This is a genomic window from Microcoleus sp. Pol8_D6 (genome assembly GCF_036700965.1).
Lineage (GTDB): Bacteria > Cyanobacteriota > Cyanobacteriia > Cyanobacteriales > Microcoleaceae > Microcoleus.
The window spans coordinates 1-24,808 of the sequence record NZ_JAUBPW010000004.1 but is presented as its reverse complement, the minus strand read 5'-3'; the positions used below and the strand labels follow the sequence as shown (position 1 = coordinate 24,808).

The window sequence follows — 24,808 nt, the reverse complement described above, 5'->3', positions numbered from 1 at the left end:
TTGAGATTTTGGATGTGAGAGGGAACCCACAAATCGATTTTGGATTTGAGGTTTGAGAGGGAAGCCACAAATCGATTTGAGATTTGAGGTTTGAGAGGGAACCCACAAATAGAGCGTCGGGCTTGAAATCAGGACATCTCTATCTGGCGAAGGCCGGAGACCGATCAAACTCAATCGCCAATTTCTATGACAACAGCGGGAAAATAACGGTAGAATTCCTTTAATAACTTGCGATCCGGCGATGACATCAACACTTTACCAGCAAATTCAGCAACTTTACGACGCTTCTAGCGGTTTGTGGGAGCAGGTGTGGGGCGAACATATGCACCACGGTTACTACGGCCCGGATGGCAATTTGAAAAAAGAGCGCCGACAGGCTCAGATAGATTTGATAGAAGAACTGCTGGGCTGGGCTGGAGTACCCTCAGAGAAGGCACTGTGTGAATCTTACCGCATTCTCGATGTCGGTTGCGGGATCGGCGGCAGCACACTGTATTTGACCGAAAAGTTTAGTTCGATCGCTCAAAATAATTTAAAGTTGGATGGCGAGGCGGATCAAAATTATAGCCGATCGCCCGAACTCAACAAAACGGGCGCTAGCGTTACAGCTACCGGGATTACTCTGAGTCCGGTACAGGCCAACAGAGCGACCGAACGCGCTAAAATTGCTGGGCTTGAAAGCAATGTGAATTTTTTGGTTGCCGATGCTTTGAATATGCCTTTTCCTGATGAGTCATTCGACTTGGTTTGGTCGCTCGAAAGTGGCGAACATATGCCAGACAAAATTAAGTTTTTGCAGGAATGCTGCCGCGTACTCAAGCCGGGAGGAACTTTGATATTGGCAACTTGGTGTCACCGCCCGCTGGGAGAAACGGCGGGAGAATTAACTGATGAAGAGAGAAAGGAATTGGCAGAAATTTACCGGGTTTATGCTTTGCCTTATGTGATTTCTTTACCGGAATACGAGGAAATTGTCCGCAGTTTGCCTTTGACAAGTATTCGCACCGCTGATTGGTCAAAAGCTGTGGCTCCTTTTTGGGATGTGGTGATCGATTCTGCTTTGACTCCGAGCGCGATTTGGGGTTTGCTAACTAGCGGTTGGACGACTATTCAAGCAGCACTTGCTCTCGGATTGATGAGCCGTGGATATCAGAGCGGGTTGATTCGTTTTGGGCTGATTTGTGCTGTAAAATAACAGGCATATATCAGAGAATTTTTGAGTCTTGAGTTGATGAGTAAGGTGCGTATTACGCACCCTACAGAATATTATTTGTTTGGCGTGGGTGTGAGTTTTATGGGCAATGATTCGATTGGCAAGTCTTGGAGTGATAAAAATAGCTCGGCTCCGCAAAGCTGGGTGAGGGCATTTTGGGAGTTTTCTCGGCCGCACACAATTGTGGGTACTAGCTTGAGTGTATTGGCTTTGTATGCGATCTCCCAAAGTGCGCGGCTGTTTGTGAATCCTGTATTTGGGCCCCTAGCTTTTGCCTGGTTGGCTTGCATTTGCGGCAATATTTATATTGTGGGATTGAACCAGTTAGAAGATGTTGAAATTGATAAAATAAATAAGCCGTATTTGCCGATCGCCTCGGGAGTGTTTTCTCAGAAAACCGGGGAATTAATTGTAATTGCTACGGGCATTATAGCAATTTTGACGGCGGTTTTACAAGGCCCGTTTTTGCTGGCTACCGTTGGCGTTAGTTTGGCAATCGGGACTGCTTATTCTCTGCCCCCAATTCGGCTGAAACGGTTTCCTTTTTGGGCGGCGCTGTGCATTTTTACGGTGCGGGGCGCGATCGTAAATTTAGGGTTATTTTTGCACTTTAATTGGGTGTTGGGTTTGGGAAGGGCGAAAAGCGCTTTTTCTGGCTGGAGTTTGGAGAGTATGTCTTTTCGGATTCCTGCGGAAGTTTGGGTGCTGACGGTTTTTGTTGTGGTGTTTACGTTTGCGATCGCCATTTTTAAAGATATCCCCGACATGGAAGGGGACAAGCAATATAATATTACTACGTTTACCATTGAGCTGGGCAAGCCTGCCGTCTTTAATTTATCTCGCTGGGTATTGACGGTTTGTTATTTGGGCGCGACTTTGGCGGGAGCGATCGTATTGTCTAATGTTAATTTAGTGTTTCTGGCAGTTTCTCATTTGGCGGCTTTGGGTTTGATGTGGTTTTGGAGCACGAAAGTTGATTTGGACGATAAAATAGAAATTGCTGCATTTTATCAGTTTATCTGGAAGTTGTTTTTCTTAGAATATCTGATTTTTCCCGCAGCTTGTTTGTTGGGGTAGAAGTTCGGCAACGGATGTAACGGATGTAACGGATGTAAAGGATAGAAGGAAGAGGGAAGAAGGAAGTTCGGCAACGGATTATGTAACGGATGTAAAGGATAGAAGGAAGGAAGAAGGAAGAAGGAAGAAGGAAGGGGGAAGGAGGAAGAAGGAAGGAAGAGTTAACACATTAGAACAAGTTGGCAATTACAAGTTAGCGAACTCCCAAACAAGCAAGACAACTATGGCTTCTCAAAAAAAATCGCGGAAATCTGCCTGCAAACTGGGTGCCGAAGACTCTTTGAAATTAGCTTGGGAACATCACCAAGCGGGCCGTTTGTTAGAAGCTGAGAATTTGTACCGGCAAATAATAGAAGTGCAGCCGGAATCAGCAAACGTGCTGTGTTTGTTGGGAATAGCGTCGAGACAGCAGGGAAAAATTGCCGAGGCGATCGACTTTTACGAAGAAGCGATCGCCCAAAAGCCAGATTTTGTAGAAGCACATTTAAATAAGGCTAATCTTTTGCTGGATGTAGGCGAGTATCAAAGGGCGATCGCCAGTTACGAACAAGTCATCAAAATTCAGCCAAATTCCGCAATCGCCTACAATAACTTGGGCTGGATTAAACAGCAATTATGTGAAATAGACGAGGCTATTTTATATTACCAAACAGCGCTGCGAATCGACCCCAACCTGCACGAAACAGCGCACAACTTAGGAAATTTATTTAAACAAAAAAATCAATTAAACGAGGCGGTAGCTTATTACGTTCACGCTTTAAAAATAGATCCTAATTTGATATATTCTCTGATGGGATTGGGAACAGTTTTGCAGCAGCAAGGTAAATTAGCTGAAGCTTTCAACTGCTACCAGCAAGCGGTAAAAATCGACCCCAACAATCCCGAAGCTCACAACAATGTAGGAGCATTTTTCCACGAACAAGGCAATGCAAAAGCAGCAATATCCCACTACCGACAAGCATTAAACTTAAAGCCAGACTTCGTGGAGGCTATTAACAATCTCGGACACGCTTTGGTCGATTTAGGAGAGTTTCAAGAGGCTTTTTCTTGTCACAGTCGAGCATTGGAATTGCAGCCAGACAACGCCACCGCCCACCTGGAATTCGCCTTAACTTTGCTATTGTTTGGAGATTTTCAGCGAGGTTTTGCTGAATATGAGTGGCGGTTGCGTACTCCGCAACTACAACCGAGGCAATTTAAACAGCCAGTTTGGGATGGTTCGGATTTGCATGGGAAAACTATTTTACTCCACGTCGAGCAAGGCTTTGGCGATTCGATTCAGTTTATTCGCTACGCCCCAATTCTTCGCAGCCAAGGCGCTAAAGTTATGGTGGCTTGCTATCCAGAACTGCTGCGGTTGTTTGCGACAGTTCCTGGTATTGAATATTTATCAGTTAGTCTGGAAGGTTTGCCAGAATTTGACGTTCACTCACCGCTGATGAGTTTGCCGCGAATTGTCGGGACAACTCTGGAAACAATACCTGCCAATGTTCCTTATTTATATCCGCCTGCTGAGTGCAAGTTTGCGCTTTCTTCTGATGCCAAATTGAAGGTGGGGATTGTTTGGGCGGGGAGTCCGAAGCGCCGCAAAGACAATCAGCGTTCTTGCAGCTTGAGCGATTTTATTCGATTTTTGGATGTTCCGGGAATTGCTTTTTATAGTTTACAAAAAAACTTGTCCGAGAGCGATCGCACTTTGTTGCACCAACACTTAGTACCGGATTTAACTCAGCATTTGAACGACTTTGCTGATACCGCTTCGGCTATATCTCAACTGGATTTAGTCATTACTGTCGATACGGCTGTGGCGCACTTAGCCGGTGCTTTAGGAAAACCGGTTTGGGTGCTGCTTTCTTTTGCTCCTGACTGGCGCTGGCTGCTGGATCGTGAAGATAATCCTTGGTATCCAACTGCGAGGCTTTTCCGCCAAAGTCAGCCGGAAAGTTGGCAAGAATTGTTTGAGGAAGTACAGGCGGCTTTGAGTTTATTTGCGATCGCCAATACTGCTAGTTATTCCGAGGGTTCTGCCCACGGCCAGCTTGACTTCGTTTCCCTCGCAATGACTGCTAATAATACGCCTGACCTCGATTCTGTGGCTCTCAAAATGACAGGTGCAAGCGTGGTTAAAGAGAGTAAACAAATATTTGTGATGGGGAGCGAAGGGTTAGCAGAAGGCTCCGCAGCTAAGCAATCGCAGGGAATTGAGACCTCGGTTGCGATCGGAACGGGTGGCGATAACCCGGTTGTTTTAGAGGATTTATTGCGGCAAGCAGAACAGTTAATGGAAACAGGAGATCGGGAAGAGGCGATCGCCCTTTACGAACATATTATATCTATTGAGCCAAATTGCGTTCAAGCGCGGATTAATTTTGGTTTTCTCAAGCAAGAAAAGGGCGAATTGGAGGCAGCCATCCCGCATTATCGAGAAGCTTTAGTCATCGATCCAAATATTCCTCAGACAGCTTACAACTTGGCAAAGATTTTTGAGGAACAAGGTCAAGTGGAAGAGGCGATCGCACATTACGAACAAGCTCTTGTAGCTCAACCGGATTTCGTACCCGCCCTGATTAATTTAGCCGTGGCGCTGCAAGAAAAAGGCGAACTTTTAGAGGCTGTAAACCTTTATAGACGAGCGCTGGAAATTCATCCGCATAGCTGGGAAGCTTACAACAATCTGGCAACAGTGTTGCAAGAACAGGGCAATTTAGAAGATGCACTGGAGTATTATCACAAAGCTCTAGAATTGCTGCCGGATTTTGTGGAAGCTATTAACAATTTAGGCAGGACGTTTTTGGAAAAAGGCGCGGTAGAAGATGCGATCACCTGCTACAGACGAGCGATTCATTTAAACCCCAATCACGCGAGCGCTCACCTGAATTTATCCTTGGCTTTGCTGTTGGTGGGAGATTTGGAAAATGGTCTCGCTGAATACGAGTGGCGCTGGCAAATTAAAGAATTTCACACTGGTCATTCCTGTTTTTTGACGGGGCCGGATAATAGTGTTTCGGCGAGAGAATACCGACCGCTGTGGGACGGTTCTGATTTGGTGGGAAAGACTATTTTGCTGCACGCCGAACAAGGTTTAGGCGATTCGCTTCAGTTTATTCGCTACGCTGCGATCGTCAAAAATAAAGGCGGTAGGGTCATTGTGGGCTGTTACCCGCAATTGCACCGTTTGTTTGCAACGGTTGATGGCATTGATTTGCTAATAGTTAAAGGCGAGCCACTGCCGGAATTTGACGTGCAAGCGCCGATGTTGAGTTTGCCGTATATTCTTGGTACAAAGCTGGAAACAATACCGGCAAATACTGCTTATTTATCTCCGCCTGCGGGTGCTGAATTTGGACTTTTGCCCGATCGCAATTTGAAAGTTGGCATTGTCTGGGCGGGGAATCCAAAACACCGCAAAAACAAGCAGCGTTCGTGCAGTTTAAGCCAGTTTCTGCCGCTTTTGGACGTTTCGGGGGTAAGTTTTTACAGCTTGCAGAAAGAGGTTTCCGAGACCGATCGCGCGCTGTTGAATCAAACGTCGATCGTAGATTTGAGCCCGTATTTTGGCGATTTTGCTGATACTGCTGCTGCGATCGCCAAACTGGATTTAGTCATTAGTGTCGATACCGCTGTCGCCCATTTGGCGGGGGCTTTGGGCAAAGCAGTATGGATTTTGCTGGCGTTTTCGCCGGATTGGCGGTGGCTGCTAGAACGGGAAGATAGTCCTTGGTATCCCACGGCGCGGCTGTTTCGCCAGCATCAGCGGGGCGACTGGGAGGACGTTTTCGATCGGGTTGCGGCAGCTCTAGGCGCGGTTGCAGCAGCATTTGTGCCGTCGGATGCGGCGGATGCAGAGTTTCGGTTGGGCGTGGATTTGCAGCAGCAAGCCGATTTTGGCGGTGCGATCGCTTGTTATGAGCGAGCGATCGCGATCGATCCTAATTACGCGGCCGCTCACAGCAATTTAGGCGTTGTCAAACAGCAAGCGGGCAGGCTAACAGAGGCGATCGCGCACTACCGAGAAGCGCTAGCAATCGACGGGAATTTGGCGGAAACTGCGAGCAATTTGGGCAGCGCGCTCGCGGAAGCAGGGGAGACTGAAGAGGCGATCGCACAATATGAGCGGGCGCTTTCTTTGAACCCGAATTGCGCGGAAGCGCTGATTAATTTGGGCCTGTTGCGGGAAGAGCAAGGGGATGTGGCGGAGGCTATAAGCTGCTACGAGCAAGCGATTAAAGTCAATCCTAATTGCGCGGTGGCTTATTTGAATTTGGGAATTGCTTTGGAGGCACAAGGGGAGGATGCGATCGCGAATTACGAACGCGCGATCGCGAATTACGAACGGGCGATCGCGATCGCTCCCAATGATGTGGAGGCTTTGCAGCATTTAGCATACGCCTCGATCCGACAGGGCAAAATTGACCGCGCGATCGCATACTATGATCGAGTTCTGGCGCTGCAACCGGATGGGGCAGAAACTGATCTCGCTTGCGGGAGTTCGCTGTCTAGCCCAGATAAGTTGGATGAGGATTTAGCTGTTTGCCAGCAAGCGATTCAGGCATCGCCAGCCAGTGCACAGGCTCACGGCAATCTAGGAATTGTCCTGCATAAACAGGGCAAAATTGAAGATGCGATCGCCTGCTATCAGCAAGCTTTAAGCCTGGAACCCGACTTTCCACAAGCTTTGAACAATCTCGGCAAAGCTTTTGAGGAAGTGGGAAAAATGGCAGAGGCGATCGATTGTTACCGTCGGGCGATCGAACTCAAACCCGGTTATATCAATCCCCTCACCAGTTTGGGAAGTGCTTTGCACGATCGTGGCGAAGTTACAAATGCTGTCACCTGCTACAGCCAAGCAGTAAAATTTAATGTCGCTAACCCGGAAGCTCACCTAAATTTAGGTTTAGTTTTGCTGCTGTCTGGAGACTTGCAGCGTGGTTTTTGCGAGTACGAATGGCGACTCCTAGTTAAAGAAAAACAGTTCCGGCGCCACAACTTTATTCAGCCACTTTGGGATGGTAAAGATTTGGAGGGAAAAACTATTTTGCTTTGCCCGGAACAGGGTTTAGGCGATGCAATTCAGTTTATCCGCTATGCAGATTTAGTCAAGCAAAAAGGCGGCAGGGTAATTGTTTGGTGTTTGCCGCACTTGCAGCGCTTGTTTGCACAAGTTTTGGGAATCGATGGGTTAATAGTTAATCCAGAGGATGCGCCGGATTTTCAAGTTCAGGCGCAGCTAATGAGTTTGCCACACATTCTGGGAACAACTTTAGAAACTATACCGGCGAATGTTCCTTATTTAGCTCCGCCGCCCGGTTGGGAATTTACTCTCAATCCAACTACTAATTTGAAAGTAGGGATTGTGTGGTCTGGCAATCCTAAAAATTCCCAAAATAAGGTGCGATCGTTACCCCTGAATTTATTGACAAAACTGTTAGATATTCCCGGAGCAGATTTTTACAGTTTGCAACAGGAAATGACGACAGACGATCGCGCTTTGTTAGAGCAAATGCCAGTAACAGATTTAAGCTCTTATTTGCACGACTTGGCGGATACTGCGGCGGCTATCTCCGCTCTGGATTTAGTTATTTCTGTAGATACTTGTGTGGCACACTTGGCTGGTGCTTTGGGCAAACCAGTGTGGATTTTGCTCTGTTTTGTGCCGGATTGGCGGTGGATGTTGCATCGCAAAGATAGTCCTTGGTATGCGACGGCGCGACTGTTTCGCCAGTCAACAGTGGGAGATTGGGAAGGAGTTTTAGAAGAAGCGGGTTTCGCGCTCAGAGACAGAATTTATCAGCATCAGGAAGCTCAATCACTAATAGAAAGTCAGCCCAATGTTGACTTAGCTCAAAAACAGTTTAATAGCGGAAATGTGCTGAAAGCACAAGGTAGATTTTCCGAGGCGATCGCTCGTTTTAAAAATGCTTTAGTTTTGCAGCCGAATTCGATCGAAACCGCCACTAATTTGGCAGTGACACTCCACCAAACAGGCAATTTAGCCGAAGCTGCCACCTATTATCAGCGCGCGATCGAAATCGACCCTAACTGCGCTCAAGCGCAGAATAACTTGGGTATTTTGCTGCAAGATAAAGGCAATATAGCCGATGCTGTATCTTGTTTTCAAAAGGCGATCGCCCTGAATCCCCTTTACGTCAAAGCTCTCAACAATCTCGGTGCGATACTCCAGCAGCAGGGCGAGTTGCCGAGTGCGATCGCGTGTTTTCATCAGGCGCTTTCGGTCAATTCCAATTATGCGCCCGCGCTGGTAAATTTGGGTGCGGCGATGCAAACACAATCTCAGTTAGCCGAGGCTGAACGCCTTTACGAGCGTGCAATTGAAGCAGAACCAAACAATCCTAAAGGACACTATCACCTGGGAACGTTATGCTTGGGGGCGGGAAAAATAGAACAGGCAATTTCTAGCTTGGAACGAGCCATATCTTTGAACCCTAATTATCTAGAAGCTCTTACTAATTTAGGCAGTGCTGTTGAACAATTAGGAGACGTAAATCGAGCAATTTTGTGTTACAGTAAAGCTATAGAACTTGATGCAAATTGTGTTAAATCTCACTTCAATTTAAGCTTAGTCTTGCTGTTGACTGGGGATTTGTCGCGCGGTTTAACAGAATACGAGTGGCGCTGGCAAACTGAACAGGCGACAAAATTACCACGGTTGAATTTTGATCAACCAGTTTGGGACGGTTCAGATTTGAACGGACAAACTATTTTGCTCCGATCCGAACAAGGTTTAGGCGATGCCATTCAATTTGTGCGATACGCGGCAATTGTGCAGCAAAAAGGTGGCAAAGTAATCATTTCTTGCTATCAAGAACTGAAGCGTTTATTTAAGCAGATTCCTGGCATCGAACAAGTGGCTGTTCGCATGGATGAATTGCCGGATTTCCAAGTGCAAGCACCGCTGATGAGTTTGCCTCATATTCTGGGAACAAATTTAGAAAATATACCGACAAATGTTCCTTATTTAGCTGCGCCACCGAATTGGCAATTTTCCCTAAATTCCGATGGTAAGTTTAAAGTTGGGATTGCGTGGGCTGGAAGTTCGGAACATTTGAAGGATTTTCAGCGATCGAGCGATTTAAGCTATTTTCTGCAATTGTTAGATATTCCCGGTGTAAGTTTTTACAGTCTTCAGAAAGACTTATCGCCTGACAATCGTAGTTTGTTAACTCAAATTCCCGTGATAGATTTGAGCGACAATTTGAACGATTTTGCCGACACTGCGGCGGTGATATCGCAACTAGATTTAGTAATTTGCGTGGATACCGCTGTCGCGCACTTAGCCGGTGCTTTGGGTAAACCCGTATGGATTTTGCTGTGTTTTATGCCGGATTGGCGCTGGATTCTGGAACGCGAAGACAGCCCTTGGTATCCGACGGCGCGACTGTTTCGGCAGCAAACACCGGGCGATTGGGAAGAAGTATTCGATCGCGTAAAAACAGCCTTGCTAGAGAGGGCGGGCATGGGGGCACCGCCCCTACAATCTACTCGTTTCCAGGCTGTGCCTGGTAACGCAGATCCAGAGGCTCCGCCTCGATTTTCTTTATCGCCCGCACAGGTACAATTTCACATAGCAAAAGCCTTAGAAAAACAAGGTAAAAAAGCAGAGGCAGCCGCTCGCTACGAACAAGTAATTGCCACCTCACCCAGCTACGCCGAAGCCCACAGTTATTTAGGTTATCTCAAACAGGAAAACGGGCAAATAACAGAGGCAATTTCGCACTACAAACAAGCGTTAGAAACCAATTCCAACCTGAGCGAAACAAACTTATACTTGGGTTCTGCCCTCGAAGAAGAAGGAAAAGTAGCAGAGGCGATCGACTTCTACAATAAAGCAATTCAACTACGTCCCAACTCGCCAAATTGGCGCTTGAGACTAGCCTTAGCTTTGCTCTTAACTGGAAATTTTGAGCGTGGTTTTGCGGAGTACGAATCGCGCTGGCAAACTGAACAATTGGATCGGCGCTCTTTTGAGCAACCGCTTTGGGATGGCTCTGATTTGCAGGGAAAAACAATTTTATTGCACCCTGAACAAGGTTTTGGTGATACGATACAGTTTATCCGCTACGCTCCTTTAGTTAAGCAAAAAGGTGGCAAAGTTATTGTTGCTTGTCATGTCTTGCTGAAGCGTTTATTTGAAGGAATTGCAGGAGTCGATAGAGTTGGAGTCAAGCCGAGCGATTTGATAGATTTTCAAGTGCAAGCCCCGCTGCTAAGTTTGCCCAGAATTCTGGGAACGACTTTGGAAAATATACCGGCGAATATTCCTTATTTAGCTCCGCCACAGGATTTTAAATTTTCCCTAGATCCGAATAATAACCTAAAAGTAGGTATTGTGTGGGCGGGCGGCCCGCTGCACCGCAACAACCATCGGCGATCGTGTAAATTGAGCGATTTTGTGAAATTTGTAGATGTTCCGGGAGTGAGTTTTTACAGCCTTCAGAAAGATTTGTCAGGAGGCGATATTACTTTATTAAAGCAACACCAAATTGAAGATTTGAGCGACCATTGCGTAGATTTTGCCGACACGGCAACAATTATTTCGCAACTCGATTTAGTAATTTGCGTAGATACTTCTGTGGCGCATTTGGCCGGTGCTTTGGGCAAACCAGTCTGGATTTTGCTGTCTTTTGTTCCCGATTGGCGCTGGATGCTGGAACGCGAAGATAGCCCTTGGTATCCCACTGTGCGGTTGTTTAGGCAGCAAAAAGCCGGTGATTGGGATGGAGTTTGCGATCGTATAAAAGCAGCCTTGCTAGAGAGGGCGGGCACGGGGACACCGCCCCTACAATCTACTCGTTCTCAGGCTCAGCCTGGTAACGCCAATCCAGAGGCTCAGCCTCAAATCCAACCCCCAGAAACTCCCGCACAAATTACCGGAATCGGCATTACTTGGCCCCTCAGTATAACCAGTGGCTGGGGAATTTACGCCATGAATTTAACACTACAACTGCGGCAAAATCCTGCCTGGGAAGTTGCACTTTTAGCAGCGCCATCAATCACCTCAGAAGCGATGAATCCGCTGCATAAATCCCTGTTACTACCTGTAATTGAAAAGCAAAAAACTTTTCAGGAATTAGTAGCAGCAAATTCCGACAAACAAATCAGTTGTAATTTTCCCGTACTTTACGCTTTGGGGAATAATTTAGCATCCTCTGGAGTTGACAATCAAATTACCAGCGCTTGTCAAATAGGAGTCATATTTTTTGAAGACACACGAATCAAAGCAGAAGCACTAGAAACAGCCAAAAAATATAGCGCGATTGTCGCAGGTTCCAACTGGAATGCAGATGTTTTGAGAAGCCGGGGCTTGACTAATGTAGCGATGGTACATCAAGGAATTGACCCAACAATTTTTCATCCTGCACCCAAATCTAATCTATTTGGCGATCGCTTCGTGATTTTCTCCGGCGGCAAACTAGAATATCGCAAAGGTCAAGATATTGTAATTGCCGCTTTCAAACGATTTCGCGCCAAACATCCAGAGGCTTTGTTACTAACAACATGGCACAACTTCTGGCCTCAGTATATGTTAGGAATCGAACAAACTGGAAACGTGGCTGGGCTTCCCAATATCAACCGCGACGGAAGTTTAGGAATTTCCCAATGGTTAGTGGCGAACGGTTTGCCGATTGACTCTTTTATCGACATCGGCTTAATTCCCAATCACCTCGCTGGACAAATTTTGCGAGAAGCCGACTGCGCTGTTTTCACCAATCGCTGTGAAGGGGGCACTAATTTAGTCGCAATGGAAAGTATGGCTTGCGGAATTCCGACTATTTTATCAGCAAATACTGGTCATTTAGACTTGATTTACAGCCACATTTGCTATCCTTTATGGAATCAAGGACGAGTTAAACTGACGGCTCCTTTTTCTGGTGTAGAAGGTTGGGGAGAGTCTGATGTGGCAGAAGTTGTCGAGGCTTTGGAGCAAGTTTATACTAATCGCGAAGAAGCAAAACGGATCGGTTTAGCTGCGGCTAATTTTATGCTGGATTGGACTTGGGAAAAACAGGTTAAGCGTTTTTTGGATGTGATGGCAGATATGTAGATAACACTAAAATCCTGACTACAAACTTTCGGAAAATTCTTCGTAGTAAAGACTTTACTCATTATAAAAAAGATTGATTTCCGATTGATTCCAATAGTTTGTTAGCACTGTTTACACTTTCAATCTCGTATAGTTCTGGATTGTAAGAAACAATTTGTGCTACCAATTTGTGATGATATTGTTGAGCAGTTGCATTCCTAGAACCATGAACGCTACGATAATTAAGAACTATTTCTCTCGTTCCCCAAAAAGGAATGCTATGTTTGTGACAATTAACCCAAAATTCCCAATCCTCATAACCTTCTTTCATCTCTGCTTTGTAACCGTTGACCAAATTCCAAACAGATTTGTGATACAATGAAGACGTGCAAATCATATTAAATTGTTTGATATTTTTTGGTGAATATAAATCATAACTGGGTATTGTGTGATTTTCATTGCCGCCAAAAAGTTGATAAGAACCAAATGCTATGCAAGGTACTTTGGATTTTAGACATATTTCTAAAAGACACATCAAGGCATTTGGAGCTAAAATATCATCGGCATCTAAGGGCATTATGTATTGACCTTTTGCTGCCGATATGCCAGTATTTCTAGCCATTGATATCCCTTGATTAGCTTGTTCTATTAGCCTAATTTGATGCTGGGGATTTGCTGCAATCGCATTTTTTGCTACTGTACTGGTAGTATCTAAGCTGCCGTCATTGACAATGATAATTTCCCAATTTTTGTAAGTTTGGTTAATCACGCTAGTTACTGCTTCCACCAAAAAATGAGATTGATTGTAGCAGGGAATAATCACAGATACCAAAGGTCGATCTGCCAATTGTGGCGAGGCTGTAACTTGTTTGACACTTTCTGATTGTAAATTATGTGCCGAATTTCTAGCCGATTGCAAGCTGTAAAAATAAATCTTGGGATGGACAATGGCTAATTGATTCAGATCGGTATTGTGATATTCATTTACTAACCTCGGATATCTCGACAAGTATTCTTGTTTAACAAAAATCAAGATATTTTGAGCGTAGCAAGGCTCTACTTTGTCATTGTTCCATATTTTTTTTCTCAAGCAGTCAATAACTGCATACCCGTTTTTCTGAAAGTAATAAACCCAATATTGTGGCCACTGTTCGTTAACGTGTTCCACGCCTCCTTGAAATGGTATCGCAGCAGAAAACAGAATCACTGGTGCTAGTTGAGTGAGAGAATTAACAAAGTTTTCGGCACAGGTAGCCGGCAAATGTTCGGCAACTTCCAGAGAAATTGCTAAGTCAAATTTTCTGTTTATTTGCAGCGGTTGCTTTAAATCGGCGGATTGGAACTGATTTAAAGGAATTTGTAAAATAGTGCGATCGACATAATCACCATCTATTCCCAAACAATCAGCAATTCCCAACTTGTGGAACGCAGCTAACCAACTTCCCGTACCGCAGCCCACATCTACCACACTTTTAGGTAAAATGGGTTGCAGCAAGTCTAAAAGCAGGGGAATAATTTCTCTAGCAGAACTGCGAGCTCCTTCTCCGATTAATTGGTGAAAATCTCTGGTATAAGATGACTGTTGGTTTTGATTAATTTGGCTGGCTGTTTGATAATTAATTTTCTCTAAACTGCTAATATTGTAACCGTGTAAATGTGCTGGCAACTGCCAGGAAATATTGGGATCGGGTTGATGTTTTACAGGCTCGACATTTCCCCGCCAAGCCACACCCATAATTTGCATTGTTTGATAAATTACAGTATTCCATCCCCTTTGCTTTAAGTAATCAAAACCTTTAGCAACATCGGGAGCACTTAAATCGTGAAATAAAATTATTGCATCTTCTTCCGCCAATTTTTCGCAAACAATTGCGTCATTTAACGGCCCATCACCTCCGTGTTCTCCGTCAATAAAAATTAACGACCATTTGCGGTTGAATTGAGCGGAAAATTCTTCTACTCTTTGGGGGCTGTAGCCTGGTATTAGCTCGACAGATGTTTTAACGCCAGACGCATTTAGAGCACCTTGAATTGAGTCGATTATGCTTTGTCTAATGTCCTCTCTTTCTAACAGCGGATCTACGACATCTAATTCAACTCCTGCCAGGGCTAAGTGACAGGCAGACCACCCTAGCCAGCAGCCTATTTCTAAGGCTTTTTTACCTTTGAATTGCAGAGCTGTATTGTAAAGGATGTGGGCTTCGTCGCGATTCAAAAACCCGATGAATGGATAGCGCTTGTCTGCATACCAATTATGCGGAATTTCCCGGCGCAAGTAAGGCCAGTTACTCGCATTTGGATCGGCAATAATCATATTGGGGAAATAGGAGTCAGGTATAATTATTTGGAACCCTGGTGAAACGTAATCCCCTGGTTGTAATAAATTATTTTTGCTCAGTTCAGGTTGTTGGTAAGTCATTTTTGGTTCTTGAAATATTCGTATTGCTGGCTGTTTTTTAGGTTGATAACGGACGCTAATTTCTAGGATATCGCCGTCATTTGCCATCAATTGTACTTGGTCAAACTGCTGGCGGCCAGCTAAATGCAAAATGCCGATCGCCTCCTGCGGCAAGTACGGCTCCACAAAACAGCCTCGCTGCTTGTCCCAAACCGGAAAACCGTTGAATATCCAATTGCACCAAGCTGGCAGCATTTCAGTCATATTGAACAATTCCCCACTGTAAACAGCGAGGTTGAGGGCAAATTGATCGGTCATGACACAGCCAGATCTCTGCAATCCTTGATGGAGTTTTTCAGCCCAGATTTCCCAGTGCAAAGCATCTTTTCGGAGGGCAAAAACTCCGGCATTTAATATAGGATAACTGTAGAATTTTTTAGCAGTTTCTTCACCAAAGTTAGCCTCATATTGTTGATAAACCCACTGCCAAAACTGAGGCAGTTGCCCGTACTGCTGCAAGCTTGCCCTGTGAACTTCGGGAACAATTGCCAGTCCCCGGCGCGATGCTCCTTCAACCAACAAATTAATTGCTCTCCAGTCTTGAACCCAAGCATCCGCATCAATCCAAAGGTAGATATCAAAATTGGGAAAGTATTTTCGCAAACAAGGTCTAACTAATAGTCCTTTTAAATGTTCGGGAGATTCATTTCTGCCCGGAAAGTCAAAGTCCCAATCTGGTTTTTGAATGATATTAACTTGTCTTTCCAGCCACTGCAACTGTTCGCGAGTACAGCCGAGATCGAAAAAGCCGATCGCCACATTTTCACCCTCTGGTTTTTCCCGCACCGATAAAATAGTACCTTGCACCAATTCAAAGTAATTTGCATCGGCGGCCGTGATGATGATAATCTGCATAAATAGCTTTTCTAATACAATAAACTGCGGAGTATACCGTAGGGTGCGCCTCGGCGCGTCTTACTATAGTGTAGGGTGCGCCTTGGCGCGTCTTACTATAGGCTAGCAATATTCATACAACTATACTATCGAGGAGGAATTGTGAAAAACCAAAAAGGGAAAGTTTATCTAGTCGGTGCGGGGCCCGGAGATTGTAACTTGATGACAGTGCGATCGCACAAACTGCTATCCCAAGCCGAAGTCTTAATCTACGACGCTCTAATCGACATCCCGCAACTCGAATTAATCCCAGCAACTTGTCGAAAAATCGAAGTCGGGAAACGTGGCGGTAAACCGTCCACCCAGCAGCAAGAAATCAACCGTTTGCTGGTAGAACATTGCCAACTTGGAAAACAAGTAATCCGCTTAAAAAGTGGCGATCCGTTTATTTTTGGTCGCTCCAGTTCGGAAATTCAAGCATTAATCACAGCGGGCTGTGAGTTTGAAGTAATACCCGGAATTTCCTCCGCCTTAGCCGCACCTTTATTAGCAGGAATTCCCCTCACCGATCCGGTAATGAGCCGCTGTTTTGCAGTGATGAGCGCCCATGAACCGGATGCTTTGGAATGGGAAGCATTAGTGCAGATAGAAACTTTGGTAATATTGATGGGAGGGCGCAATTTAAGCGAGATAATTTGGCAATTGCAAAAGCACGGACGATCGACCGAAACTCCGATCGCCATTATCCGAGATTGTGGCCGCCCCGAACAGCAAATTTGGCTCGGCACTCTCTCCAACATTGTACAGCAAACAGCAGGTCAATCTCTATCGCCTTGCGTGATCGTAATTGGGGAAGTAGTTAGATTGCGCGAATATTTAATCCAGCCAGAAAGCACAAATATGATCGATACACCAGTCAACACTAATAACAGCAAATTGCCGCTAGCAGGAAAAACCATTTTAGTCACGCGATCCATTTCTCAGTCGGCTGAATTTAGCGATCGACTCCAGCAACAAGGAGCCCGCGTTATCGAAATGCCCGCCTTGGTAATTGGGCCACCTTCGAGTTGGGAACCATTAGACAGTGCGATCGCACAATTGTCAAGCTTTCACTGGTTAATTCTCACTTCCCACAACGCTGTAGACTGCTTTTTCCAACGATTACAAGCAAAAGGCAAAGACGCCCGCAGCTTGTTTGGTATTAAAATTGCAGTTGTCGGCAAAAAAACAGCCGAAAGTTTGCGATCGCACTCTCTACAACCAGACTTTATTCCCCCCAACTTTGTCGCCGATTCCCTAGTCGAGAACTTCCCCTGGCAGGGCGGGCACGGGGGCACCGCCCCTACAAACTGCAAAATCCTATTTCCGAGAGTAGAAAGCGGCGGCAGAGAAGTTTTAGTAAAAGAATTCACCGCCAAAGGAGCGCAAGTAATAGAAGTGCCAGCTTACCAATCTTGCTGTCCAGAAAATATTGATCCGATCGCCCTATCCGCACTCCAAAATCAAGCCATAAATATCATAACATTTGCCAGTTCCAAAACCGTACATAACTTTTGCAATCTCATACAACAAAGCCCAAAATTGTCCTTGTCTAAGGATTGGTTGGAAAGCGTTTGCATCGCCTCCATCGGTCCTGAAACTTCCAAAAGCTGTCAGAAATTATTGGGTCAGTTAGATGTGGAAGCTAAGGAATATACCTTAGACGGATTGACTGAGGCGATCGTCCAATGGGCACAAGCGAGGTTGTAAAATAGTTGTACGATCATTAGGAGGAAAGAAACATGACCGCAAAAGACCAACTTCTTCAAGAACTCGACCAAGTGCCAGAACCCTTGCTGCTGAAAGTGCTTGAATTTGTCCGTTCCTTAAAGACTGAAGAAGAAGAACCACAAAAACTAGAAGCCAAAGCATGGCAGGCATATCTAGATTCAGAACGCGAAAGAAAGGAGGTTTATCGTCGCCTTGCCAACTCCTAATTTTGTCAGCAAAAGTATGGTTGTCAATATCCACGCCAGACAGATAGAAAGATTTGGTGGCACTCCCGGCGTCAGAGATGAAGGCTTGTTAGAGTCGGCTTTGGCTCAACCGAAATCAACTTTTGGCGGTCAATTGTTGCATTCGACAATTGCCGAATAAGCTGCTGCTTATCTCTATCATATAGCGATGAATCATCCGTTTATTGACGGTCACAAGCGATCGGGTTTTGCGGTGACAGATACCTTTTTGCGTTTAAATGGTTGCACTCTAAATTTGACGGACGATGGAGTATATGATTTAGTGATGGGAGTCGCACGGGGAACCATGACTAAGGAAGAACTAACCACCGAGTTTAAGTCATGTATTATTGAGTGTTAATAAGTAAGTTGGGCAGCCTTCATGGAGATTAAGTAAGGTGTGGCGTACTCACCCTAAATGGAAATAGCGAATCGCGGAACAAAAAAGCGAGTAAAATTATCACTAAAGAACAAAGCCGAGATCCTTTGCGTCAAATCAGTAATAAAACTAAACAGAAAATAGCACCAACCGCCGATCGCCCTTTCTCCCGCAAATCCCCCTACCCAACTACTAATTAGCAATAGCCATGAATATAAATTTTTCTCGTTACGACACCTTAACCACCCTGCTAGCAGGAACTACGGCAGCCTTAACCATAGTCATCAGCCAAAGTGCGATCGCCAAAACCCCCCAAGAAGTCGCCAGCATTGCTGGGCCACTGACTGTACAAATTAACAGTTCCCTCGGAGACGGTTCTGGGGTAATTATTGCCAAAAACGGCAAAACTTACACAGTTTTAACAGTCAACCACGTCGTAGAGAAAGCAGACGTGAAATACACCGTTCGCACGTCTAAAGGCAAAAACTATCAAGCAACCTCGGTCACCCGTTTGCAAACCGCCGAAACAGACCCGGATTTAGCCGTAGTCAAATTTGAAAGCCCCGAAGAATATCCAGTCGCGACGATCGCAGATTCCGATCAAGCCGTCATCGGCACTCAAATCTTCGTTTACGGCTATCCCGCTACGGGCGGACTTTTCGGCGCCGAACGAGAACCCGAACTCTCTCCCGGACTCGTTACCAGCCGCCCGCGCAACCGCCCGGAAGGTTACACTTTGCGGTATCAGGCCGTAACTTGGAGTGGCATGAGTGGCGGCCCAGTTTTTGACTCCGAAGCGCGAGTCATCGGTTTACACGGACAAGGGGAATTTGGTTTTGCTCAAACCAGTTCCGGCGAAGTCGCCCCAATTAAAACTGGATTTAACGCAGCAGTTCCCATCAATACATTTATCGCGAAGCTAGTGGCGGCGGGAATAAACAAATCCGATTTAAAAGTAGATAATACTCCCGCAATGATCGGCCCGGTATCCACCGCCAATCCGCAAGACGCCCAAGCCTATTATTTTCGAGGACTTTCGCTGTTAGATCAAGGAGATGCTTGGGAGGCGATCGCCGATTTCAACAGAGCACTCGCTTTCAAGCCCAAATATACCCCTGAATTGTATTTTAATATCGGCAATGCCCGCACTTTGATCACCGCCGGCTTGCCTCAAACCGAACCCACACGCGGTTCCACTGCTATTCAAGCATACACGCGGGCGATCGAAGCCAATCCCGGTTTTGCCGACGCTTACTACAACCGAGCTTTAGCTTACCTGGACAACAAAGACCAACCCCAAGCAATTGCCGACTTTCAAAAAGCAGCAGAACTTTACAAGCAAGGCGGCAGAACCAGCGCCTATCAAGACGCGCTCAACAGAATCAAACAATTGCAGTAAAATGAGAAGTTAATAATTAAGAATTAAAAATGAGTAATCCCATTTTTAATTCTTAATGTAGTTCATAAAAACAGCAGGTAAATAACCATGACTGCTATCACCTTAAACCTCAACTCCCTGATTAAACTAACTTCAGAACAGTTTTATCAACTGTGCGAAGAAAACCCAGACGTGAAACTCGAACGCAACGCCAATGGAGAATTAATCGCCATGCCGCCAACCGGAGGAGAAACAGGGAAACGCAATGTCAAATTGACTACCCAATTGGATGGATGTGTGGAACGAACAAACCGAACTCGGAGAAGTGTTTGATTCCTCCACAGGATTTACCCTTCCCAACAAAGCCGATCAATCTCCCGCTGCTTCTTGGGTAGAAAAATCTCGCTGGTCAGCTTTGACGCCAGAACAAAGAGAAAAATTTATCCCCCTTTGTCCCGATTTTGTCATTGAATTAGTCTCGCCCAGCGACAGTTTGAAAAAAAGTCAGGAAAAAATGCAAGAATATATGGAAAATGGCTGCAGTTTGGGTTGGCTGATTAACCGCAACAAACGCGAAGTTGAAATTTATCGCCCCGGTCAAGATGTGGAAGTTTTACAATCTCCTCTCACTCTTTCTGGGGAAAATGTTTTGCCGGGATTTGTTCTCAATTTGCAAAAAATTTGGAATTAGCAGAATTAACTTTTGACTTATTATATCATATCATCTTCAATAAAATAACCGTTACCATTTCATAGTGAGGAATGCAAGTCAGAGCGAGTTGGAGCGGGAGGGTTTTGAGGCTGCGGGGCAAGAGGGAAGAGGCAGGAGGCAAGAGGGAAGAGGGAAGAGGAAGAACGAAGAAGCCACAAAAAGTGTTTTTACAAATATGAGATGCTCCCTATAGCTTCTTTGTCCTTAAAATCGATAACTAAACTGGATTCGGGAGCAGAGGTCGAATTAACTCCAGAATTTGGTCATAGTTAAAGTTATTGACACAATCAATTAGCGAACTGGAAAGGGTTGATTGAGATGCGGGAATTTGTTTGATTAGCTCGTTCATGACTTCAGGATCAACATAGTAGGCAGCTTGATACATTTCTTCTAACCACTGAGAGGACATTACGGCTAGATCTTTGGGAGATAAAGAATCAACAAATAGTTTTTGGGAATCTTTTCCTACAACTGTGTAGATGTACTCTACTCCCAAGTATTGAGCGAGTTTGTCAAAGACGAGGCATTCCTGAAATGGCTTGCTCATAAAGTCGTCACAACCAGCCATAAGAACTTTCTCTCGGTCTTCTTCAAAAGCACTGGCAGTTAAAGCAATAATGACAGTCTCTTGTCCCTGAGAGTGTTCTCTAATGCGTTTAGTGGCTGTGTAGCCATCCATGATCGGCATTCGTAGATCCATCCAAATCAGGTGTGGGGACCAACTTTCCCACAGGGATAGTGCTTCAACTCCCTGTGTTGCTTCGCGCACCTCAAAACCGACTGAGGTAAGGAGTTTGACCAATAAGCGGCGATTTTCCTCTACATCTTCAACCACAAGGATGCGGTAAGTTGGTTGTCCTGAAGCTATACCAATCACTCTTTGTTTAAGCAATTCTGAAGCAAGGCAGACTCCTTGAGGTATCTTTACCGCAAGTTCAAAGTAAAAAATGCTGCCCTGATTCAATGTGCTTTGAACCCGAATCTGACTACCCATGAGTTGGGCAAATCTTTGGCTGATAGCAAGACCTAGACCAGTACCTTGATTCAATTTATTCCCCGCTTCAGCTTGCACGAACGCCTTAAATAAGCTCTCAACTTCTGCAGGATCAATTCCCACTCCAGTATCCTCAATTTCAAAACATAGGCGACAGGACGTTTGGTCGATATGTTCTGATCTTACTCGTAAGGTGACGCTTCCTTGATTAGTAAACTTAATTGCATTACCGAGCAGATTGACTAAAACTTGATACAGTTTTTTCTCATCGGTATGCACAAATTGGGGAAGATTGGTATCTCGCTCGACAATTAGTTTCAATCCTTTCGATTGGGCTTTAATTTGCAACATTTCTTCAAGAGAAATCAGCAAAAACTTGAGGTCAACGTCAGAAAGAGAGAGTGTCATCTGTCCGCTCTCAATTTTAGATAAATCTAAAATGTCGTTAATCAATTCCAATAAATGTGTGCCGCTACGATTGACGATCGCCAGATCTTGTTGGAGTTCGGGAGTCAGAACCGGATCGTAACTCATCAATTGCGTAAATCCCAAAATAGCATTGAGAGGAGTACGGAGTTCGTGGCTCATATTGGACAGGAACATACTTTTGGCTCGGCTTGCTGTTTCTGCAGCTTCTTTAGCTTGCTGAAGTTCCAACTCGGCTTGTTTGCGATCGCTAATGTCAATTAAATATCCCAAGATTTCCACTGGTATACCTGCACGATCTCGAATTAGTCTGAGTTGACCGAGTATCCAGCGATAAACCCCATCTGAGCGACGAAGACGGTATTCATGGAAATAAAAATCATTGACGAATAGATTTGCTAAGCCCTTAATTACTCGTTCTACATCATCGGGGTGTAAGTTATGCGCCCAAAATTCAGAATCTTCTAAAAACGCAATGCTTTCATAGCCCAATACATCTTTGACATTTTCGCTGATGAACGTTGCTCCATAATTGCCACCCGGTTTACAGCTAAAAATAACTACCGGGCTGTAGTTCAGGAGAAAGTTGAGGCGATTTGTGGTAGCCTGCAAAGCTTGCTCAGCCAGTTTTAGCTCTGTTGCGTCCTCCTGAACGGAAACATAGACAGTTCCGTATTCAGGGTGTTCAAACCTAGACGTATGAGCCCTGCACCAAAAAAGTCTTCCATCTTTTTTCTTATTGTAGACTTCATATTGTGCTTCCCCTTTCTGCTCAAGTTGAGTGACAATATCTACAACGCTTGCGTCTGGTGTAACCTCTGTATCGACATAATTCAAGACAACAACCGATTGACCTGCGAGTTCGCCATCTGTGTAGCCAAACATAGCATCAAATTTGGGATTAGTGTAGACTATCCTGAGATCTGAGGCTTTAATTAAACACACTCCACCTGCCATGTTATTCATAATAACACTCTGAAGCTCTAGCGTCTTTTGAGCTTTTTTTCGAGCGGTGATGTCTTGGATTTGAGCAATAAAATGCAGCGGATTTCCCTGTTCATCTTGTACTAGCGAGCCATCAAGAAGAATCCAAATTATATGTCCTTGTTTATGGAAATACCGTTTTTCGATTTGGTAAGTTGAAATTGTTCCTGCTAATAGTTGATGTGCATAACTAAGATCCAGGTCTAAATCGTCGGGATGGGTAATGTCTTGGAAAGTTAACGCTAACAACTCTTCTGAGGAGTAGCCAAGAATCTGACATAAGGCAGGATTGACTTTCACCCAGTGCCCATCAAGTGAAACGATCCCCATTCCAATTGACGCATTTTCAAACGCATTGCGAAACTGCTCTTCACTGTTTCGTAAAGCCACCTCAATTTGTTTGCGTTCGTTTTTAGCCCGCTTGCGCTCATTGATCTCCTGTTCTAAGGCTTGATTTGCCGTAATAAGTTGAGCTGGACTAGGTAAAGCTAAGGCTGATGGAATTAAAAACACTAGCTCAGATGCAGTATATATAGAAATCAGAGCAGTAATAGCTTTAAGTCCTCCAGAAAGCCAATAAGTAGGAAACCAAAGCGTCCAAATTTCCATGATATGAGTTGTACCACAGGCAATTATGAAGGTGCCAAACAGAAAAAATACTTTCTGAAAAGGAGTATCTTCGCGCTGTCGCACAAAGTAAATTAGCATGATTGGGATGGAGTAGTATGCTAAAGCGATTAAACCATCGGATAAAATATGTAATCCTACTAAGTTTGTTTGCCAGAGATAGCAGTGACCATGAGGAATGAATCCTCCAGTCTCAAAAAATTGTGTAATCATATCTAACCTGCATTATTAATGAGTGCTGAAGTGTTTAGCGATTGAGTTCTGCCATTGCCCGCTTCATCATCGAAGTCATACCGGGAAAACCAATGTTGAGTACGGAGATGTCAAATTGCCAACCCAGCAGCACGAGACATCCGATCGCAATGACGAGTAGACTTGCCCTTTAAGAAATGTGCTTGTTCATAAATCGGCTGCTTGGGTTGCAAAAATCTTCTCCTCATGCTAGCCGAAACGAAGAAGGGCAACCACGGAGGGATTATTCCTACCTCAACAAGTCAGATATTGTAGGGGCTGTGCCAGCGTGCCACTCCTAGAACTCTGCGATCGCATGACTTGTTTCTACGTCAAGTGAGTGGATAACCTAATAATTAAAGTATACTCTTGTTCATAGGGTTGTAGTCCTCTACCAGAAAAGTATGGAAAGCAGTAGGATTCTCGATATAACTAGCGATATAGTTAGCGATCCAGCTACCAACTACCGAGGCAATATTTTAATTGTTGACGATCTGCCTGATAACCTGCGTCTTCTGGGCCGTACTTTGAGCGCACATGGTTATAAAGTTCGCAGTGCCACAACAGGTGCCATGGCGATCCGAGCCGCCAAATCGCCATGGACGGAACTAATTTTACTCGACATTAAATTGCCCGATTTGGATGGCTATGAAGTTTGTATACAATTAAAATCTGACGAGAAAACCGCAGGCATTCCAATAATTTTTTTGAGTGCTCTAAATGCAACTTTCAATAAGGTTCAGGGGCTGGCTGTTGGTGGCGTAGATTATATTGCTAAGCCGTTTCAAGTTGAAGAAGTATTAGCTCGTGTCGAAACTCACCTAACCATCCGACGGTTGCAACAAGGGTGCATCTCACGTTTGCAAATATATGAAAAAAGGGCGAAAATGAAAAAGCTAGTAAAACTGTGAAAAAAGATGAGGAAAAAAATGACACCCGAAGACCAAAAGCGCCTAAAAGCACACTTAAAAGAGGTAGCATCCATTCTTTACAGAAATACAGATTCAACCGAACTGTCAAATTTTGAAAGTATCGAAAAATCTCTCCGTCAAAAAATATTATCAGAAGTGGGGCCAGAATTAGGTAGCTTTTTTTTTCAACAGCATCAGGAATAAAAACAGGAAGAACGCGAACAGTAAAATCTGTAGTTGGGTCGCTCAGGATTACAAATAATCAGGCGGAATATTTCGGGTTAAAACCTTATAGTCAACTCAGTCCCATGATGGAAAAGTGTGCTCTGATAATCAGTGCCAATGAGTCTTATCAAAAAGGAGAAAAAGATTTAGAAACCTTCACAGGAATCCCCGTGTCTCATAGTACATTACATAGATTAGTAAAGAACCAAGAATTTGAATTACCTACATCTAAACAAGGAGTTCAGAAAATTACCTTAGATGGAGGTAAAGTCAGGCTACGCAATGAAAGCAAGGGTGAACCATGTTATTGGAAAGATTATAAA

The 24,808-nt window shown here is 44.7% G+C and carries 10 protein-coding genes and 3 pseudogenes; 11 read left to right on the top strand and 2 right to left on the bottom strand.

The genetic code is table 11. From position 1 onward, the window contains the following. Positions 1-241 precede the first annotated feature (241 nt). The 3 genes from QUA10_RS02760 to QUA10_RS02750 all read left to right on the top strand — a co-directional run bounded on the left by QUA10_RS02760 (position 242) and on the right by QUA10_RS02750 (position 12,353). Positions 242-1,195, top strand: a complete 954-nt coding sequence (locus QUA10_RS02760) for a methyltransferase domain-containing protein (protein WP_333080933.1) — start codon at positions 242-244, stop codon at positions 1,193-1,195. Between the two features lie 36 nt (positions 1,196-1,231). Continuing rightward, complete coding sequence (locus QUA10_RS02755) at positions 1,232-2,290, top strand: homogentisate phytyltransferase (RefSeq protein ID WP_333080932.1); 1,059 nt, start codon at positions 1,232-1,234, stop codon at positions 2,288-2,290. Positions 2,291-2,513: 223 nt separating this feature from the next. Further along, positions 2,514-12,353 (top strand): tetratricopeptide repeat protein, encoded by a 9,840-nt coding sequence (locus tag QUA10_RS02750; RefSeq protein WP_333080931.1) that lies wholly within the window; start codon positions 2,514-2,516, stop codon positions 12,351-12,353. Between the two features lie 61 nt (positions 12,354-12,414). Here QUA10_RS02750 and QUA10_RS02745 read toward each other — a convergent pair whose 3' ends face one another. Further along, a complete protein-coding gene (locus QUA10_RS02745) occupies positions 12,415-15,645 on the bottom strand; it encodes a glycosyltransferase (protein ID WP_333080930.1) in 3,231 nt (1,076 codons plus the stop codon). Positions 15,646-15,786: 141 nt separating this feature from the next. Between QUA10_RS02745 and cobA the strand changes: the two genes are divergently transcribed. The 6 genes and pseudogenes from cobA to QUA10_RS02715 all read left to right on the top strand — a co-directional run bounded on the left by cobA (position 15,787) and on the right by QUA10_RS02715 (position 20,066). After that, positions 15,787-17,373, top strand: coding sequence for a uroporphyrinogen-III C-methyltransferase (gene cobA, locus QUA10_RS02740; protein ID WP_333080929.1), 1,587 nt, complete (start codon positions 15,787-15,789; stop codon positions 17,371-17,373). 32 nt (positions 17,374-17,405) lie between these two features. After that, on the top strand, positions 17,406-17,600 hold the full coding sequence (locus QUA10_RS02735) for a DUF2281 domain-containing protein (RefSeq protein ID WP_333080928.1): 195 nt from the start codon (positions 17,406-17,408) through the stop codon (positions 17,598-17,600). A gap of 16 nt (positions 17,601-17,616) precedes the next feature. Beyond that, positions 17,617-17,760, top strand: a complete 144-nt coding sequence (locus QUA10_RS02730) for a hypothetical protein (RefSeq protein WP_333080927.1) — start codon at positions 17,617-17,619, stop codon at positions 17,758-17,760. 12 nt (positions 17,761-17,772) lie between these two features. After that, a pseudogene (locus QUA10_RS02725) lies at positions 17,773-17,979 on the top strand (type II toxin-antitoxin system death-on-curing family toxin); the annotation flags it as partial. Between the two features lie 226 nt (positions 17,980-18,205). After that, on the top strand, positions 18,206-19,396 hold the full coding sequence (locus QUA10_RS02720) for a tetratricopeptide repeat-containing serine protease family protein (RefSeq protein WP_333080926.1): 1,191 nt from the start codon (positions 18,206-18,208) through the stop codon (positions 19,394-19,396). A gap of 87 nt (positions 19,397-19,483) precedes the next feature. After that, a pseudogene (locus QUA10_RS02715) lies at positions 19,484-20,066 on the top strand (Uma2 family endonuclease). Between the two features lie 238 nt (positions 20,067-20,304). On the opposite strand, the gene QUA10_RS02710 reads toward QUA10_RS02715, so the two are convergent. Further along, positions 20,305-23,331: a PAS domain S-box protein gene (locus QUA10_RS02710; protein WP_333080925.1), complete on the bottom strand. Its 3,027-nt coding sequence runs from the start codon at positions 23,329-23,331 to the stop codon at positions 20,305-20,307. A 422-nt stretch (positions 23,332-23,753) separates the two neighbouring features. On the opposite strand from QUA10_RS02710, the gene QUA10_RS02705 reads away from it, so the two are divergent. Continuing rightward, positions 23,754-24,260, top strand: a complete 507-nt coding sequence (locus QUA10_RS02705) for a response regulator (protein WP_333080924.1) — start codon at positions 23,754-23,756, stop codon at positions 24,258-24,260. An 18-nt stretch (positions 24,261-24,278) separates the two neighbouring features. Then, positions 24,279-24,808: pseudogene (locus QUA10_RS02700) on the top strand (ISKra4-like element ISMiva1 family transposase); the annotation flags it as partial.

What these genes read in the sequence shown, in the direction of transcription:
- QUA10_RS02760 (WP_333080933.1), top strand. Translation starts at nt 242, where the DNA reads ATGACATCAACACTTTACCAGCAAATTCAGCAACTTTACGACGCTTCT.
- QUA10_RS02755 (WP_333080932.1), top strand. Translation starts at nt 1,232, where the DNA reads ATGAGTAAGGTGCGTATTACGCACCCTACAGAATATTATTTGTTTGGC.
- QUA10_RS02750 (WP_333080931.1), top strand. Translation starts at nt 2,514, where the DNA reads ATGGCTTCTCAAAAAAAATCGCGGAAATCTGCCTGCAAACTGGGTGCC.
- QUA10_RS02745 (WP_333080930.1), bottom strand. Translation starts at nt 15,645, where the DNA reads ATGCAGATTATCATCATCACGGCCGCCGATGCAAATTACTTTGAATTG.
- QUA10_RS02735 (WP_333080928.1), top strand. Translation starts at nt 17,406, where the DNA reads ATGACCGCAAAAGACCAACTTCTTCAAGAACTCGACCAAGTGCCAGAA.
- QUA10_RS02730 (WP_333080927.1), top strand. Translation starts at nt 17,617, where the DNA reads ATGGTTGTCAATATCCACGCCAGACAGATAGAAAGATTTGGTGGCACT.
- QUA10_RS02720 (WP_333080926.1), top strand. Translation starts at nt 18,206, where the DNA reads ATGAATATAAATTTTTCTCGTTACGACACCTTAACCACCCTGCTAGCA.
- QUA10_RS02710 (WP_333080925.1), bottom strand. Translation starts at nt 23,331, where the DNA reads ATGATTACACAATTTTTTGAGACTGGAGGATTCATTCCTCATGGTCAC.
- QUA10_RS02705 (WP_333080924.1), top strand. Translation starts at nt 23,754, where the DNA reads ATGGAAAGCAGTAGGATTCTCGATATAACTAGCGATATAGTTAGCGAT.